Consider the following 14,588-nt stretch of genomic DNA (forward strand, 5'->3'; position numbering starts at 1 on the left):
TTCGGACCGAGGAGGGCGAACACCGACCCCGCCGGGATGGCCAGATCGATCCCGTCGAGCACGGACTTGTCCCCGTACGACTTGCGCAAACCGGTGGCGGAGATGGCGAGGGGCGCGGGCGAACCGCCTCGCTGGCTGGACGTGGGCATGACAGAAGAAGGCATGGAGCCCTCCGTTCGAAGGCCGAAGTTAAAGGGGTGGGGGCGGTGCTGACTGCTGATGGCGCTCAAGCGCTGATGCGCGAGCGGGGGGGCGGGTCGTGCGGGGCCCGCGGGGCTGCGGGGGCGGTGGGGCGGTCAGGCGCTGGCGCGGAGGATGTCGATGTTGCCGTACCGGGTCCGGGCGCGGACCTCGACGGTCTCCTCGGTCTGCTTCGGGCTCTCGGACGCCGTGAGCGTGTTCCGGACCTGCCCGGAGTCCGAGGTGACGTCGAGCCAGGCGGCCGTTCCCTCGCGGACGCCCACCTCGATGGAGCCGTACGAGGTCTCCAACTGGACGGTGCCGCGGGCCACGTCGGCGACGCGCACGGTGCCGTGCGCGGTGGTCGCGGCCACCGAGCCCTCGGCGCGCGCCACGTCGATGTCGCCGTTGGCGCCGCTCACCCGCAGGTCGCCGGCGACGGTGCCGACGATCGTGGTGCCGTGCGAGTTCTTCAGCACGCCGGTGCCGTCGATGCTGCCGACCCGCAGGCTGCCGGTGCTGGTGGAGACCTCGGCCGGGCCCTCGACGCGGTCCACGGTGATCGAGCCGTGCGACGCGGCCAGGTGCAGCGGGCCGGTCGTGTCGAGCCGGACGTCGCCGGACGAGGTCTTCACCCGGACCTCGCCGAGCCGGCCCTCGCCGAAGACCTGGGTCCAGGCGCCGGTCAGCTCGATGCGCGAACCGGTGGGCAGTTCGACCGTCACGTCGACGGTGCCGGTGCGCCCGATCAGGTAGCGCTGCTTCGGCGTCCGGATCGTCAGGGTGCCGTTCGCGAAGGAGACCTCGGTCTGCTCGGCGGCCCGCGCGTCCAGGTCCTTCTTCGGGTCGCGGGGCGCCACGGCGACGACGGTGTCGGGGCGGTCGCCGGCGGCGAACCGGATGGAGCCGGCCTCGACGTGGGCGACGGCGGAGATCGGTTCGGGGGTGTCGAAAGAAGGCATGGCTGTCCCGTCCTCTTGGCTCTCTGGGGCGTCCCCGCTGGTGGGACGTGGTGTGGATGAAGTGGTGCGGGTACGGCGCGGCGCGTGCCGGATCAGCGCGCGGTCGGTCTCAGCGGACCCAACCCGTGATGCTCTGTCCGAAGCTCTGGGTCCGTCGGGGCGCGCGCGGCTGGGCTTGCGCGGCGCCGCCGTCGACCGCGGCGGACACGGCCCGCACCAGCCACGCGTTGACCGACAGGCCCTCGCGGCTCGCGGCCTCCTCGGCGCGCGCCTTGAGGTGCGCCGGCAGCCGCAGGTTGATCCGGGCGGTGCCGCCCTCGTCGCCGTCGGCCGGGGCCGCGGGCCTGAGCGGTTCGGCGGGCGCGGCGGCGGCCTCCGCCGGGGCGCCGGCGGGCGGCAGCGACACGACGAAGTCGGGGTCGAGTCCGCGCAGCCGTACGTCGACCGAGCCGGGGGCGAGTTCGCGGGTGATCTCGTCCATCGCGGCGGAGAGCACCTGCAGCATGGTCAGTCGGGTCGCGGACTCCAGGGGAGCGGTGAGCCGCTCGGCCAGCTCGCGGGCTTCGCCCCCACCGGCTTCGGCGGCCACCGCGAGTTCGCGGCGGAGGTTGTCGACATACGGGGTGAGGTCCATGGCGTCATCATGGCACCACTCTTGGTGCCACTGCAAGCCCTGTTTGGCCTCACTTGATGAATGTGCAGGTCAGGGGCGATATTTTTGATGGTGCCAACGGTGCCGCTGGGCGGTTTTCGGGGTGTGGTGGCGCCAGATGGCATCGCTTGGCGCCATGTGGCAGCACCGTGCGCCACGACTGGCGCGAGCTGGCACCCGGTGACGCCTGACGCGCCCGCGGTTTCGCCGTGCGGCGGGCCGTGTCGCCGCGTCTGTGTCTTGTCGCCGCAGTTCTGCCCCCGACGCCCAGGGGCATCGGGGGGATCCCCAGCGTCCCTGCCCTCCGCCGTAGCGCTGTCCCTGCGACAAGCCACAGGCGGCTCGCAGACGCTGAACAAGATCTTCTGGCACGGCGCGGGCGCGTGCAGTTGAGGGCGCTGGGGTCACCCGGCCGCACACGCCGATGCGCCCGCAGGGGCATCGGCGGCGCTTCCGGGCAGGGCCTAGTCCTCCAGGGGCGTCAGGTCGATGGTGGACAGGCGGGCGGGGCCGGCGAGGGAGGCCATTTCGACGATCCTTCCGTCCGTGATGGTGAAGGCCATGACCGAGAACGGCGTCCCGTCCTTGGCGTACGAGACGAAGCCCGCCGCCCCGTTGACGAGCACCGGTCGCGTCGAGCCCGCCAGCCGGGTGTACGTGATGGCGTTGCCGGCGACCGTGTCGGCGCCCCGCACCACTTCGCCCGGCCGCAGCGCGCCCCAGTCCGTGCGCACCACCACGTTCGGGTCCAAGATCGCCAGCAGCCCTTCGAAGTCCCCGCCGCGCGCCGCGGTGAGGAAGGCGTCCACGACCGCCCGCTGTCGCGCGAGGTCGGCATCGGGCGCCGGGGTGCCCTGCACCCGCCGCCGCGCCCGGCTGGCGAGCTGACGGGTCGCCGCCGGCGTGCGCCCCACGATCGGCGCGATCTCGTCGAACGGCACCGCGAACAGGTCGTGCAGGACGAAGGCCAGCCGCTCGGCCGGCGCCAGCGCCTCCAGGACGACCAGCAGCGCGAGTCCGACCGAGTCCGCGAGCACCGCCTCGTCCGCGGGGTCCTGCGGCTCCACCGGGCTGATCACGGGGTCCGGGAGGTGGACGCCGAGCGGCTGCTCGGCCCGCTGGCCGCGCGAGCGCAGCATGTTCAGGCAGACCCGCCCCACGATCGTGGTCAGCCAGCCGCCCAGGTTCTCCACGTCGTCGGCGCCGTGCCGGGCGACCCGCAGCCACGCCTCCTGGACGGCGTCGTCGGCCTCGCTGACCGAGCCGAGCATCCGGTAGGCGACCGCGTGCAGGTGCCCGCGGTGCGCCTCGAAGCGGTCGGCCAGGAAGTCCTTCTCGTCCATCGGTCGCACTCCTCCTCGTGTCGTGTCAGTGAGGTGACCCGTCGAGCGCGATCGATGTGACACCCGGTGCAGATCCTGCACGCACGGACGAAGAGCGCGGCACGGTAACCCCTCCGACCCGGTTCCGAGACCCGGAGAGGGCCGAACGGGTGGTGTTCATCGGAAGAACCGCTTAGCAGCTGCGTCGGTCCCCCGCAACCCGAGATGCGTACACATCATGAGAAAGGTATGTAGATCGCTCAACCCGAAAGTGCGTCACCCAACCCGAAAGCGAGGGGTCATGGCCGCCCTGAAGGTCAGAAACCTGTGGACCGCGTTCCTCACCGCGCTGGTCGCACTGTTCGCGTCGCTGGGGCTCACCAGCGCCGCCGCGGCGAGCGGCGCCCGCCCGGCCGCCGCTCCCACCCCGGAAGAGCCCGCCCGCCCGGCGCAGGACACCGCGTCCGCCACCGGTGACGCGGCAACAGGGGACACCGGAGACGCCGGAGGCACAGGGGACGCAGCCGTCCACGCCGAACCGGGCGCCTCCGCCACCGGTTCGTCGCGCCGCGACCGCGAACGGGAGCGCGAACGCGAGCGTGCACAGCAGGCGGAGCGCGCCCGTGCCGTACGGTCCCTGCTGCCGCTGCTGCTGCCCGCACAGCACTCGCCCTGGCACGCCGAGGCGCGCGAGCGGTCCCTGCCGCCCACGATCAAGCAGCGCATCCGCGCCGAGGCGCACGGCTCGTCCCCGTCCGTCCGCAAGCTGTCCGTGTACGACACCGGCGCCGAACCGGTGGCCCCGGAAGCGGCGGCGGTCGCCGACCGGTCCCTGCACGCGGGCGACGCCGTCACCACCGACCGGACGGCGGTTCCCGCAGCCCGGTCCTCCTTCACGACCGCAGCATGAAGCGCCGGGAGCCGCGTTCGCAGCATCCCGGCGCCCCTGAAGACGTACGTCGTACGGCGCGCACCGCGCCCCTAGCCGTCGTACACAGCCACAGCCACAGCCGTAGCCACAACCGTGGTCGCAGTCAGCGGCCCGGACCGCCCTCGTCGCGGTCAGCGGCGTCCGCATCGGCCTGCTTGGCCCGCACATCCGGGTCCAGCGCCTCCGGACTCCCGTCGACGGACGACAGCGGATCGCGGCCCGGCACCTCGGTCGCCGCGGGCGGCTCCACCAGCCAGTCGGGATTGGCCTGCCGGTCCCACCACTTCCACGCGGCGAAGGCGCCGACGGCCACCACCCCCACGATCGCCAGACCCTTGACGGCCCGGCCGGCCCTCGCCCGCCGCTCGTGCTTGCGCACCAGACGCTGAATCTCCTTGGCCGTCACCCCGCCGCGCAGTGCGGCGAGAGCGGCGCTTGACCTCACCGCGGCTTCCTCCCGCACGGGCTGGGCCGCGGACACCACGTGCTCGATGCGCGGCTTGCCGTAGTCCACCGCCTGACGAGCGGCCTTCCGGGCCTGCCCCGCCGCCTTGTGCGCGGCCTCGTCCACCTTGGGCGGCACGTGCGGCGCCACATGGGCGTCGTATTGGACCCGGGCCTGCGCGGCTGCCTGCTGAGCGGCCTTCGAGACCTTGGGCGCGATCCGCACGCGGGCTTCGTGTGCGTAATGAGCGGCCTGGTCCCGGGCCGTACCGGCGTATGGCGCCACCACGTCCGCGGCGTGCAGCACGCTGCCCTTGGCCGTTTCGGTCGCGGCGCGCACGCTCTCCATGCGGGTCACGGAAACCTCCTCATCGGTGGCGTTCTCCTGGGTCCGGCCGCACGATCCGCCCGACCCCAGTTCGGTGCATTTCGCCTTTCCGCCTGCGGGGAAATCATGCCTCCCGGCGCTTGCCTCGGCATGCGGTGCGGGCATCCGGGTCATACGCCCCGCCGACGGACGGTACGTCCGCGTCCGTCCCCGGCCGGTTTTGTCCCCCGCCCCTGCTTCCGTGCGAGGATCGGTGGCGTTCCGAGACGACTGATGACCTACCGGAAGGCAGGACCGTGGCTGAGCAGCTTTACGCCACCCTCAAGACCAACCAAGGCGACATCGAGATCCGGCTGCTGCCGAACCACGCGCCGAAGACGGTGAAGAACTTCGTCGAGCTCGCCCAGGGCGAGCGCCAGTGGACCAACCCGCAGACGGGCCAGCCGTCCACGGACCGGCTGTACGACGGCACGGTCTTCCACCGGGTGATCAGCGGCTTCATGATCCAGGGCGGCGACCCGCTGGGCAACGGCACCGGCGGCCCGGGCTACAAGTTCGGCGACGAGTTCCACCCGGAGCTGGCCTTCAACAAGCCGTACCTGCTGGCCATGGCGAACGCCGGCCCGGGCACCAACGGCTCGCAGTTCTTCATCACGGTGGCCCCCACCGCCTGGCTGACCGGCAAGCACACCATCTTCGGCGAGGTCAGCAACGACGCCAGCAAGAAGGTCGTGGACGTGATCGCGGGCGCCCAGACCAACCCGCGCACCGACCGTCCGGTGCAGGACGTGGTGATCGAGTCCGTGGTGATCGAGACCCGCGAGGGCTGATCCCCGCTCCGGCGCCCCCGCTGGCGTCGCCCGCCGGCGCCCGTCGCCGGCCCTCCCCTCGGCCCGCGGGCGGCACGGGAACGAGCACGGGAACAAATGCGCCCCGCCCATCCGTCTGGTGGATGGGCGGGGCGGTGTGTTCTGCCCCGGCTGCCGGGGCAGACGGTGCGAAGACGGTTGTGGGACGGACTGCGGAGACGGGCGCGCGGATCCGGCCGGCAGCGTGGGAAGCAGCGGGAAGCAGAGACCCAGGATGTCGAGGGAATTCATGGACCAGGCGCCAGACAGTCCGCGCGAGTCAGCGGGCTCGCACGGCCTGCCCAGCTGCTACCGCCACCCCGGCCGTGAGACGGGCATAAGCTGCACGCGCTGCGAGCGCCCCATCTGTCCCGAGTGCATGGTCAGCGCATCCGTGGGCTTCCAGTGTCCCGAGTGCGTGCGCACCGGCTCCGGCACGGGCCACGGCCCCGCGGCCAACCGGCCCCGGACGATCGCCGGCGGCACCGTCGTCGACGACTCCTTCCTGGTGACGAAGGTCCTGATCGGGATCAACCTCGCCGTGTTCGTCGCCGTGCTGGCCCTCGGCGACCGGTTCGTCGACGAGCTGAGCCTGATCGGCTACGCGTACAACCCCCAGCTCGGGGAGGTCGTCGGCCTCGCCGACGGCGAGTGGTACCGCCTGGTGACCTCGATGTTCCTGCACCAGGAGCTGTCCCACATCGCGTTCAACATGCTGGCGCTGTGGTTCCTGGGCCGGATGGTGGAGCCGGCGCTCGGCCGCGGGCGCTTCCTCGCGCTCTATCTGCTGTCGGGGCTCGGCGGCGACGTCTTCGTCTATCTGCTGAACGCCCCGAACCAAGCCACGATCGGCGCCTCCGGGGCCATTTTCGGACTCGTCGGAGCCTTCGCCGTGCTGCTGCGGCGGATGAAGCTCGACATGGGCCCGGTCGTCCTGATCATCCTCTTCAGCGTGGTGCTGACCTTCGTGCGGCCGGGGGAGATCTCCTGGCAGGCGCACCTCGGCGGGCTGCTGACGGGCGGGCTGCTCGCCCTGGGGATGGTGTACGCGCCGCGCGAGCGCCGGACGCTGGTGCAGGCGGTGGTCGTGGCGGCGGTGACGGTCGCGATCGTGGCCGCGTTGATCGCCCGCACCGCGTACCTCACGTAGGGCCGCACCGAGCACGTCCGAGCACGTGGAGGGCCTGTGGACCTGGGGATCCGCAGGCCCTCACCCATGGTTGTCCACAGCGAGTGGCGGATCCTGTGCACGTCGTGGGGAAAAGGTGCGCCCCTCGTCCCCGACACCGGTCGAACAGCTGTCGACCCAGTGGGGACAAGGGGCGTGGATGGTCTTCGCGCAGGTCACCAGGGTGGCGCAGCGGCAGTCATCCAGTCACACCAGCGTCAACATCCTGAAGGTTATCCACAGATCGTCTGACCTTTTCCCCACTGTGGACAACCTTGTGGACAACGCTGTGGACCACTACTTCCACTGGGTGGAGACACCGAAGCCGGCGGCGATGAAACCGAAGCCCACGACGATGTTCCAGTTGCTGAGGCTCTCGATCGGCAGGTCCCCGTCGGTCACGTAGAAGAGGACGATCCAGACCAGCCCGATCAAGAACAGGGCCAGCATGACCGGAGCCACCCAGCTACGGTTCGTCAGCTTGATGCTCGTCGCCTGCTTGCTGTTCGGCGGGGTGTAGTCGGCCTTCTTGCGGATCCGTGACTTCGGCACGAGGGACTCTCCTGTCGATGCGCTGCGTGACCGCGCAGGGAACTTGGCTGGGCTGGCGCCGAGGGCCGGAGCGACGGGGACCACTGCCTCCCTCGGGGCGTCCGTTAGCGTAGTGCTTCCGCGGCGCCTGGTGAGATAAGGGTACGCTGAGCAATTCTGCCGAGGCAGGGGGTGGGGAGCGCGATGACGGCCGGCCGCCGCATCACGGGCAGGGCGCTGACCGCCTCGGTCTTCGCCCTCGCCGGCGTGATCTTCGTGACGAGCTTCAACACGGCGAAGGGCACCGACCTCCGCACGGACGACTCCCTGCTGAAGCTCTCCGACCTGATCCAGCAGCGCAGCGACCGCAACGGCGAGCTGGACGAGTCCACCGGCAAGCTCCGGGACGACGTCGAAGCCCTCGCCCGGCGCGACGACGGATACACCCGCGCGGAGAACGAGAAGTTCGACGCCCTCCAGAAGGCGTCCGGCACCGAGCGGATCAGCGGCGACGCCCTGACCGTCACCCTCAACGACGCCCCGCCCAACGCCCGGGCCGCGCCCGGCTACCCCGAGCCGCAGGCCAACGACCTGGTGATCCACCAGCAGGACCTCCAGGCCGTGGTGAACGCGCTGTGGGCCGGCGGCGCCCGCGGCATCCAGGTCATGGACCAACGGCTGATCTCCACCAGTGCGGTGCGCTGCGTGGGCAACACCCTGATCCTCCAGGGCCGCGTCTACTCGCCGCCGTACAAGATCACCGCCGTGGGGGACCGGAAGCGGCTGCGGGCCGCCCTGGACCGCTCGACCGCGATCCAGAACTACCAGCTGTACGTCCAGGCGTACGGCCTCGGCTGGAAAGTGGACCAGCGCGAGGCAGTGACTCTGCCGGGGTACTCGGGCACAGTGGATCTCCATCACGCGAAGCCCGTTACGTAGCAGGGCGCAGCCGGCACGGCGGAGGCGCCCACACCCTGGGGGCCCGGTGTCGGTGCGTCTGGTCGTCCGCAGCCTCAGCGAGCTGTGCATCACCGTCGGCACGGTGACGGTGCTGTTCGTGGTGTACGTCCTGTACTGGACGGGGGTGAAGGCCGCGGACGCGGCGGACGGAGAGCTCGCCCGGCTCCAGGAGCAGTGGTCGCAAGGTGCGCTCACCCGGCCCACCGCCCCGCCGCCGACCACCGCCCCGCCACCGGTTGCCGACCCGCCCGCCGCCGGACCCGGACCGCAGGCACCGCCGCCCGCCCCCGCGTACCGCCCCGGCAAGCCCTTCGCCGTGATGTACGTCCCCCGGTTCGGCGCGGACTGGGACTGGCCGGTGCTCGAAGGCACCGCGGTCGACACCCTCAAGAAGGGACTCGGCCACTACGCCGGCACCGCCGCCCCCGGCTCGCTCGGCAACTTCTCCGTCGCCGGCCACCGCCGCACCTACGGCGACCCCTTCAAGGACTTCCCGCGGCTGCGCCCCGGCGACCCGGTCGTGGTCACGGACGGCACGACCTGGTTCACGTACCGCATCGTCAGAAAGCCCTTCAAGACGGTCCCGACCGACGTCGGAGTGGTCGATCCCGTTCCGAAGAAGTCACCTTTCGAACAACCCGGGCGCTATCTGACCCTGACGACGTGTGATCCGGAGTGGGGCAGCAGCCACCGGCTGATCGCCTGGGCCCGGCTGGCGGCCACCCAGCCTGTGACGCAGGGCAAACCGGAAGCTCTCCGAGGCTGACCCGGCGGACCCCGCCGCCCCGTAGTCTGGAGCGGTACCGAGAAACGGAAAGGGACGGCAATGTACGGCTGGATCTGGCGGCATCTGCCGGGCAACGCGTGGGTGCGTGCCCTCATCTCGCTCGTCCTGGTCCTCGGGATCGTCTACCTGCTGTTCCAGTACGTCTTTCCGTGGGCGGAGCCGCTGCTTCCGTTCAACGACGTGACGGTCGACGGAGCTGGCGGCGACACCGGAACCGGTGCCGACACCGACACGGGCTCCGGCTCCGGCGCCGACCCCGAGGAAGGGATCCGATGAGCGAGCCGAGCGCCCGCATCCTGGTCGTCGACAACTACGACAGCTTCGTCTTCAACCTGGTCCAGTACCTGTACCAGCTCGGGGCGGAGTGCGAGGTCGTGCGGAACGACGAGGTCGCGCTCTCCCACGCGCAGGACGGCTTCCACGGCGTCCTGCTCTCCCCCGGCCCCGGCACCCCCGAGGAGGCCGGCGTCTGCGTCGACATGGTCCGCCACTGCGCCGCCACCGGCGTGCCCGTCTTCGGCGTCTGCCTGGGGATGCAGTCGATGGCGGTGGCGTACGGCGGAGTGGTCGACCGCGCCCCCGAGCTGCTGCACGGCAAGACGTCGCCGGTCACCCACGAGGGCAAGGGCGTCTTCGCCGGGCTGCCCTCCCCCTTCACCGCCACCCGCTACCACTCGCTGGCCGCGGAGCCCGCCGACCTGCCGGACGTCCTGGAGGTCACCGCGCGCACCGCGGACGGCACCATCATGGGGCTGCGCCACCGCGAGCTGGCCGTGGAGGGCGTGCAGTTCCACCCCGAGTCCGTCCTCACCGAGCACGGTCACCTGATGCTGGCCAACTGGCTGGCGCAGTGCGGTGACACCGGTGCGGTCGAGCGTTCGGCGGGCCTGGCGCCGGTGGTGGGCAAGGCCGTGGCGTGACCGGGCGGGAGCCCGGGCCCGATGCGGGTGCCGAGGCGTCTCCCTGGTTCAGGGAGCACGCCCCCCGCCCGGGCGGCCGCCGCCGCCCCGGACCCGACGGCCACGGACCGACGCCGGAGCCCGGGCCCGTACCGCCGCCGGGACCGGGGCCCGTACCGCCGGCGCCGTACGACTCCGGCCGTACGCAGGACGGGTACGGGGCGCCGATGCGGGCGGGTCGCCACGCCCGCCCGCCCGCCGCGCCGGAGCCCGTACTCGACGGCGTGCCGACCCAGCCGACCCCGCCGCTGCCCGCGGCCGGCGCGGAGACCCACGTCCTGCCGGTCTTCGACGGTTCGACCGGGTCCGTCGGCGCCGGCCCGGACGCGGGTGGCGGTGGGGACACCCACCTCCTGCCCGTCTTCGACGGCACGGACGGCGGGCCCGGGGCCGGTGGCGCTGCCGGGCCGATGGGCCCGGGGCGGGCCGAGCGGCGCAAGGCGGCGGCAGCCGCTGCCGCCTCCTCGCCCGCTGACACCTCCCCGCCGGACGCCTCCGTCCCCCCGCCCGGCCCCGGGCGCGCCGAGCGCCGCAAGGCCGCAGCCGCCGCGGCCAAGGGGCGGAGCGGGCGCAGGAAGCCCCGGCCGGCCGCCGCCGACGCCACGGCCGGCGAAACGGCCGGCGACGCCCCCGCCCGCCCCCTGACCCGCGTCGAGGCCCGGCGCGCCGCCCGCGCGGCCAAGGACAGCCCGGCCGTGATCGCCAGCCGCGCCATGGGCGAACTCTTCATCACCTGCGGCGTGTTGATGCTGCTCTTCGTGACGTACCAGCTCTGGTGGACCAACGTCCGCGCCGGCATGGAGGTCAGCAAGGAGAAGGACCGCATAGCGCAGAGCTTCAAGGACAAGGAGCGGGCCCCGGGCGCCTTCAAGCCGGGCGAGGGCTTCGCCCTCATGTACATCCCCAAGCTGGACGTCGTCGTGCCGGTGGCCGAGTCCATAAACAAGGAGAAGGTCCTCGACCGGGGGATGGTCGGGCACTACGCCGAGGGCAAGTTGAAGACCGCGATGCCCTCGGACGCCACGGGCAACTTCGCCGTCGCGGGCCACCGCAACACCCACGGCGAACCGTTCCGCTACATCAACCGCCTCAAGCCCGGCGACCCGATCGTGATCGAGACCCGCGACGCGTACTACACGTACGAGATGGCCAGCATCCTGCCGCAGACCGCGCCGTCCAACATCGCCGTGCTCGACCCGGTGCCCCGCGGCTCCGGGTTCACCGGCCCCGGCCGGTACCTCACCATGACCACCTGCACCCCCGAGTTCACGAGTACCTATCGGATGATCGTGTGGGGCAAGATGGTGGAAGAACGGCCGCGCAGCAAGGGCAAACCCGACGCGCTCGTGGGCTGAGACGGGCGGGACGGACCGGGAATCCAGAGCCGGACGACCGGACCACTTCGAGACGGGAACGGTGCAGTGACACGTGCACGCAGCCGGATCGCCGGCGCCATCAGCGTCTTCGGCGAACTGCTGATCACGGCAGGCGTGGTGCTGGGGCTCTTCGTCGTCTACTCGCTGTGGTGGACCAACGTCCTCGCCGACCGCGAGGCCGCCCGCCAGGGCAACGAGGTCCGGGACGGCTGGAAGGACCGCGCCGTGCCGCCCGGCATCGACACCAAGGACGGCATCGGCTTCCTCCACGTGCCCGCCATGGGCAACGGCGAGGTGCTGGTGAAGCGGGGCACCGACCCCGAGGAGCTGAACGACGGCATCGCCGGCTACTACACCAAGCCGGTCAAGTCGGCGCTGCCCTGGGACGCCAAGGGGAACTTCTCGCTCGCGGCGCACCGCGACGGCCACGGCGCCAAGTTCCACAACATCCACAAGATCGAGACGGGTGACCCGATCGTCTTCGAGACCCGGGACACCTGGTACGTCTACAAGGTCTACAAGACGCTCCCGAAGACGTCCAAGTACAACGTCGACGTGCTCGACGCGGTGCCGAAGGAGTCCGGGAAGAAGCAGCCGGGGCGCTTCATCACGCTGACGACCTGCACGCCCATCCTCACCTCCGACTACCGCTACATCGTCTGGGGCGAGTTGGTGCGCGAGGTGAAGGTCGACAAGGACCGCACGAAGCCGGCGGAGCTGCGGCCGTAGGGGCGTGTCCGGAAAGTCCCCCGCACGTCTCTGTGCCTCTGGACGTAGCCTTCGCATGGGCGCCAAGGGGAGCGAATCAGGGGCGCGGGGAACTGCGCGACAAGCCCATCACCGGGCCGCAGAGACCGACGCTCCCGCAGGGAGACGGCGGCTACGTCCAGAGGCGCACGGTAGCGCGCGGGACTTTCCGGACACGGCCTGGAACGCGGAGTCCGGACGCGAAGGGGCCCCGACACCTTGAAGGGTGTCGGGGCCTCCTTGCGTCACCAGCGCCCCCACGGGGCGGTGCGGGTCAGTCGTTGTCCCGCCCGTTGCCGTTCCCGTTGTCCCCGCCGAGTCCGCCCTGCGTACGGACGTTGATCCGGTCGCCCCGCTTGGCCTGCGCGCCCAGCTTCGGGTTCTGGTCGACGATGATCGCGTTGTCGTCGCGCGGGCCGTCGATGTCGCCGAGTTCGAGCCCCTGCTGCGCCAGGGCGGCCCTGGCCTGCCCCACCGTCTGCATGAACAGCATCGGCACCTGGACCGGCTGCTCCGTCTGCTGCGGGCCCTTGGAGACCTTCAGCTTGACGGTCGAGTTCGCCGCCGCCTTGCCGCCGTTCGGGGTCTGCTCCACGACCTGGTTCGCCGGCTGCTCCGAGTCCACCATCTCCGTGGACACCTGGAAGCCCGCGGCCGTGAGCTGCTGTTGCGCGAGCGCGAGTTGGCGGCCGACCACGGGCGGCACGTCCATCTGGGCCTGGCGCGCCACCGTGATGGTGACGGTGGAGCTCTGCTCGGCCTCGGTGTTGCCCTTCGGGCTCTGCGAGATGACCTTCCCGGACTCGACCTCGGACGACTCCTCCGTCTTCACCTCGACCTTGAAGCCCTTGCGGGTCAGCGCGTCCTTGGCGTTGTCCTCGGACTTCTCCGTGACGTCCGGGACCTCGACCTTCGGCGCGCCCTCGGAGACCACGGCCTGGATCGTGTCGTCCTTCTTCATCTTCCCGGAGTCGGGCGTCTGTGAGCAGATCTGCCCCTTGGGCTGGTCGCAGCGCTCCGTACCGGACTGCACGACCTTCACCCCGGCGTTGGCCACCGAATCCTGCGCCTGCTCCATCGTCTGGCCGACCAGGACGGGTACGGTCACCTCGCCCTGGGAACCGTCCTTGCCGTCGAAGAAGTACTTGCCGATCAGGATCGCGCCCACGAGCACCAACACCGCGGCGACCACGAGCAGGATCGTCGAGGTGTGCGACTTCTTCTGCTGACGGCGCCGGTCGGGCCGGTCGTCGTAGCCGTAGCCGCCGTCGTCCGGGTTCATCGGCGGCAGCATGGAGGTCTGGGCCGCGGCCGGGTCGGCCTGCCGCAGCGCCGTCGTCGGCTGGTCCTGCGGGCCGTACCCGCCGCCGTAGCCGACCGCGCCGAGCGCCGCCGTGGCCGCCACCGGCTGTCCGTCGAGGCACGCCTCGATGTCCGCGCGCATCTCGTCGGCGGACTGGTAGCGGTAGTCGGGGTCCTTGACCAGGGCCCGCAGGACGATGGCGTCCATCTCGGGCGTGATCTCGGGGTCGAAGTTCGAGGGGGGCTGCGGCTCCTCCCGGACGTGCTGGTACGCCACTGCCACCGGCGAGTCACCGATGAACGGCGGGCGCACGGTCAGCAGTTCGTACAGCAGACAGCCCGTGGAGTACAGGTCGGAACGGGCGTCGACCTGCTCGCCCTTGGCCTGCTCGGGGGAGAGGTACTGCGCGGTGCCGATGACGGCGGCGGTCTGGGTCATCGTCATGCCCGCGTCGCCCATGGCGCGCGCGATGCCGAAGTCCATCACCTTGACCTGACCGGTGCGCGTCAGCATGACGTTCGCCGGCTTGATGTCGCGGTGGACGATGCCGTTGCGGTGCGAGTACTCCAGCGCCTGGAGGATGCCGGTGGTCATCTCCAGGGTGCGCTCGGGCAGCAGTCTGCGCCCGGAGTGCAGCAACTCCCTGAGCGTGGAGCCGTCGACGTACTCCATCACGATGTACGGGATCGAGACCCCGTCGACGTAGTCCTCGCCGGTGTCGTACACCGCGACGATCGCCGGATGGTTGAGCGAGGCGGCCGACTGGGCCTCCCGGCGGAACCGGGCCTGGAAGGACGGATCACGGGCGAGATCGGCCCGCAGCGTCTTCACGGCGACGGTGCGACCGAGCCGGTTGTCGTGGGCGAGGTAGACCTCCGCCATGCCACCGCGGCCGATCACCGAGCCCAGTTCGTACCGGCCGCCGAGGCGACGCGGCTCTTCCATAACTGTTCCAGCCCTCTCCGTCACTCCCCGCCGCACCCGTGTCTGGTCGGCGGTGTGCTGCTCGCGCCTACGCTACCGGGCCCCCACCACCCGATCGGCCCGCGACGGCCACCTGATATCCGACCGGTATACCGATGTGCGGGTT

General features: G+C 71.4%; 15 protein-coding genes and 1 pseudogene. 9 read left to right on the plus strand and 7 right to left on the minus strand.

The features are described 5' to 3' along the window. The 4 genes and pseudogenes from ACH4E8_RS15590 to ACH4E8_RS15605 all read right to left on the minus strand — a co-directional run. Window positions 1–164 (minus strand): annotated as a pseudogene (locus ACH4E8_RS15590) (ABC transporter); the annotation flags it as partial. Between the two features lie 132 nt (window positions 165–296). Continuing rightward, window positions 297–1,142 (minus strand): DUF4097 family beta strand repeat-containing protein, encoded by an 846-nt coding sequence (locus ACH4E8_RS15595; protein WP_398448337.1) that lies wholly within the window; start codon window positions 1,140–1,142, stop codon window positions 297–299. 109 nt (window positions 1,143–1,251) lie between these two features. Further along, on the minus strand, window positions 1,252–1,776 hold the full coding sequence (locus ACH4E8_RS15600) for a toxin-antitoxin system HicB family antitoxin (protein WP_398448339.1): 525 nt from the start codon (window positions 1,774–1,776) through the stop codon (window positions 1,252–1,254). Between the two features lie 482 nt (window positions 1,777–2,258). After that, the gene (locus ACH4E8_RS15605) at window positions 2,259–3,137 is read right to left on the minus strand and encodes a sigma-70 family RNA polymerase sigma factor (protein WP_398448341.1); all 879 of its coding nucleotides are present in this window, start codon (window positions 3,135–3,137) and stop codon (window positions 2,259–2,261) included. A gap of 280 nt (window positions 3,138–3,417) precedes the next feature. Between ACH4E8_RS15605 and ACH4E8_RS15610 the strand changes: the two genes are divergently transcribed. After that, entirely contained in the window at window positions 3,418–4,026 is a 609-nt protein-coding gene (locus ACH4E8_RS15610; protein WP_398448343.1) for a DUF6344 domain-containing protein, read from the plus strand. 124 nt (window positions 4,027–4,150) lie between these two features. On the opposite strand, the gene ACH4E8_RS15615 is transcribed toward ACH4E8_RS15610, so the two are convergent. Then, entirely contained in the window at window positions 4,151–4,849 is a 699-nt protein-coding gene (locus ACH4E8_RS15615; protein ID WP_398448345.1) for a DUF5324 family protein, read from the minus strand. Between the two features lie 266 nt (window positions 4,850–5,115). Here ACH4E8_RS15615 and ACH4E8_RS15620 point away from each other — a divergent pair, with 266 nt between their 5' ends. Together ACH4E8_RS15620 and ACH4E8_RS15625 are read left to right on the plus strand one after the other, a co-directional pair. Next, on the plus strand, window positions 5,116–5,649 hold the full coding sequence (locus ACH4E8_RS15620) for a peptidylprolyl isomerase (protein ID WP_398448347.1): 534 nt from the start codon (window positions 5,116–5,118) through the stop codon (window positions 5,647–5,649). A gap of 268 nt (window positions 5,650–5,917) precedes the next feature. Further along, complete coding sequence (locus ACH4E8_RS15625) at window positions 5,918–6,817, plus strand: rhomboid family intramembrane serine protease (protein WP_398448349.1); 900 nt, start codon at window positions 5,918–5,920, stop codon at window positions 6,815–6,817. A 315-nt stretch (window positions 6,818–7,132) separates the two neighbouring features. Here the strand turns inward: ACH4E8_RS15625 and crgA are convergent, their stop codons facing one another. After that, window positions 7,133–7,387: a cell division protein CrgA gene (crgA, locus tag ACH4E8_RS15630; RefSeq protein ID WP_398448351.1), complete on the minus strand. Its 255-nt coding sequence runs from the start codon at window positions 7,385–7,387 to the stop codon at window positions 7,133–7,135. A 183-nt stretch (window positions 7,388–7,570) separates the two neighbouring features. Here crgA and ACH4E8_RS15635 point away from each other — a divergent pair, with 183 nt between their 5' ends. The 6 genes from ACH4E8_RS15635 to ACH4E8_RS15660 all read left to right on the plus strand — a co-directional run bounded on the left by ACH4E8_RS15635 (window position 7,571) and on the right by ACH4E8_RS15660 (window position 12,177). Continuing rightward, window positions 7,571–8,305, plus strand: coding sequence for a DUF881 domain-containing protein (locus tag ACH4E8_RS15635; RefSeq protein WP_398448353.1), 735 nt, complete (start codon window positions 7,571–7,573; stop codon window positions 8,303–8,305). A gap of 46 nt (window positions 8,306–8,351) precedes the next feature. Continuing rightward, on the plus strand, window positions 8,352–9,092 hold the full coding sequence (locus ACH4E8_RS15640; protein ID WP_398448355.1) for a class E sortase: 741 nt from the start codon (window positions 8,352–8,354) through the stop codon (window positions 9,090–9,092). Window positions 9,093–9,152: 60 nt separating this feature from the next. Further along, on the plus strand, window positions 9,153–9,389 hold the full coding sequence (locus ACH4E8_RS15645; protein WP_398448357.1) for a hypothetical protein: 237 nt from the start codon (window positions 9,153–9,155) through the stop codon (window positions 9,387–9,389). Continuing rightward, entirely contained in the window at window positions 9,386–10,033 is a 648-nt protein-coding gene (locus ACH4E8_RS15650; RefSeq protein WP_398448359.1) for an aminodeoxychorismate/anthranilate synthase component II, read from the plus strand. The genes ACH4E8_RS15645 and ACH4E8_RS15650 overlap by 4 nt, the downstream gene beginning before the upstream one ends. After that, the gene (locus tag ACH4E8_RS15655; RefSeq protein ID WP_398448361.1) at window positions 10,030–11,427 is read left to right on the plus strand and encodes a class E sortase; all 1,398 of its coding nucleotides are present in this window, start codon (window positions 10,030–10,032) and stop codon (window positions 11,425–11,427) included. The genes ACH4E8_RS15650 and ACH4E8_RS15655 overlap by 4 nt, the downstream gene beginning before the upstream one ends. Before the next feature lie 66 nt (window positions 11,428–11,493). After that, the gene (locus tag ACH4E8_RS15660) at window positions 11,494–12,177 is read left to right on the plus strand and encodes a class E sortase (RefSeq protein ID WP_398448363.1); all 684 of its coding nucleotides are present in this window, start codon (window positions 11,494–11,496) and stop codon (window positions 12,175–12,177) included. Between the two features lie 292 nt (window positions 12,178–12,469). Here the strand turns inward: ACH4E8_RS15660 and pknB are convergent, their stop codons facing one another. Beyond that, the gene (gene pknB, locus ACH4E8_RS15665) at window positions 12,470–14,443 is read right to left on the minus strand and encodes a Stk1 family PASTA domain-containing Ser/Thr kinase (RefSeq protein WP_398448365.1); all 1,974 of its coding nucleotides are present in this window, start codon (window positions 14,441–14,443) and stop codon (window positions 12,470–12,472) included. Window positions 14,444–14,588: the final 145 nt, after the last annotated feature.

Source organism: Streptomyces sp. NPDC017979 (genome assembly GCF_044328175.1).
GTDB lineage: Bacteria > Actinomycetota > Actinomycetes > Streptomycetales > Streptomycetaceae > Streptomyces.

Excerpts from the sequence above, each read along its gene's own strand:
- ACH4E8_RS15595 (WP_398448337.1), bottom strand. The coding sequence starts at position 1,142 with ATGCCTTCTTTCGACACCCCCGAACCGATCTCCGCCGTCGCCCACGTC.
- ACH4E8_RS15600 (WP_398448339.1), bottom strand. The coding sequence starts at position 1,776 with ATGGACCTCACCCCGTATGTCGACAACCTCCGCCGCGAACTCGCGGTG.
- ACH4E8_RS15605 (WP_398448341.1), bottom strand. The coding sequence starts at position 3,137 with ATGGACGAGAAGGACTTCCTGGCCGACCGCTTCGAGGCGCACCGCGGG.
- ACH4E8_RS15610 (WP_398448343.1), top strand. The coding sequence starts at position 3,418 with ATGGCCGCCCTGAAGGTCAGAAACCTGTGGACCGCGTTCCTCACCGCG.
- ACH4E8_RS15625 (WP_398448349.1), top strand. The coding sequence starts at position 5,918 with ATGGACCAGGCGCCAGACAGTCCGCGCGAGTCAGCGGGCTCGCACGGC.
- ACH4E8_RS15635 (WP_398448353.1), top strand. The coding sequence starts at position 7,571 with ATGACGGCCGGCCGCCGCATCACGGGCAGGGCGCTGACCGCCTCGGTC.
- ACH4E8_RS15645 (WP_398448357.1), top strand. The coding sequence starts at position 9,153 with ATGTACGGCTGGATCTGGCGGCATCTGCCGGGCAACGCGTGGGTGCGT.
- ACH4E8_RS15650 (WP_398448359.1), top strand. The coding sequence starts at position 9,386 with ATGAGCGAGCCGAGCGCCCGCATCCTGGTCGTCGACAACTACGACAGC.
- pknB (WP_398448365.1), bottom strand. The coding sequence starts at position 14,443 with ATGGAAGAGCCGCGTCGCCTCGGCGGCCGGTACGAACTGGGCTCGGTG.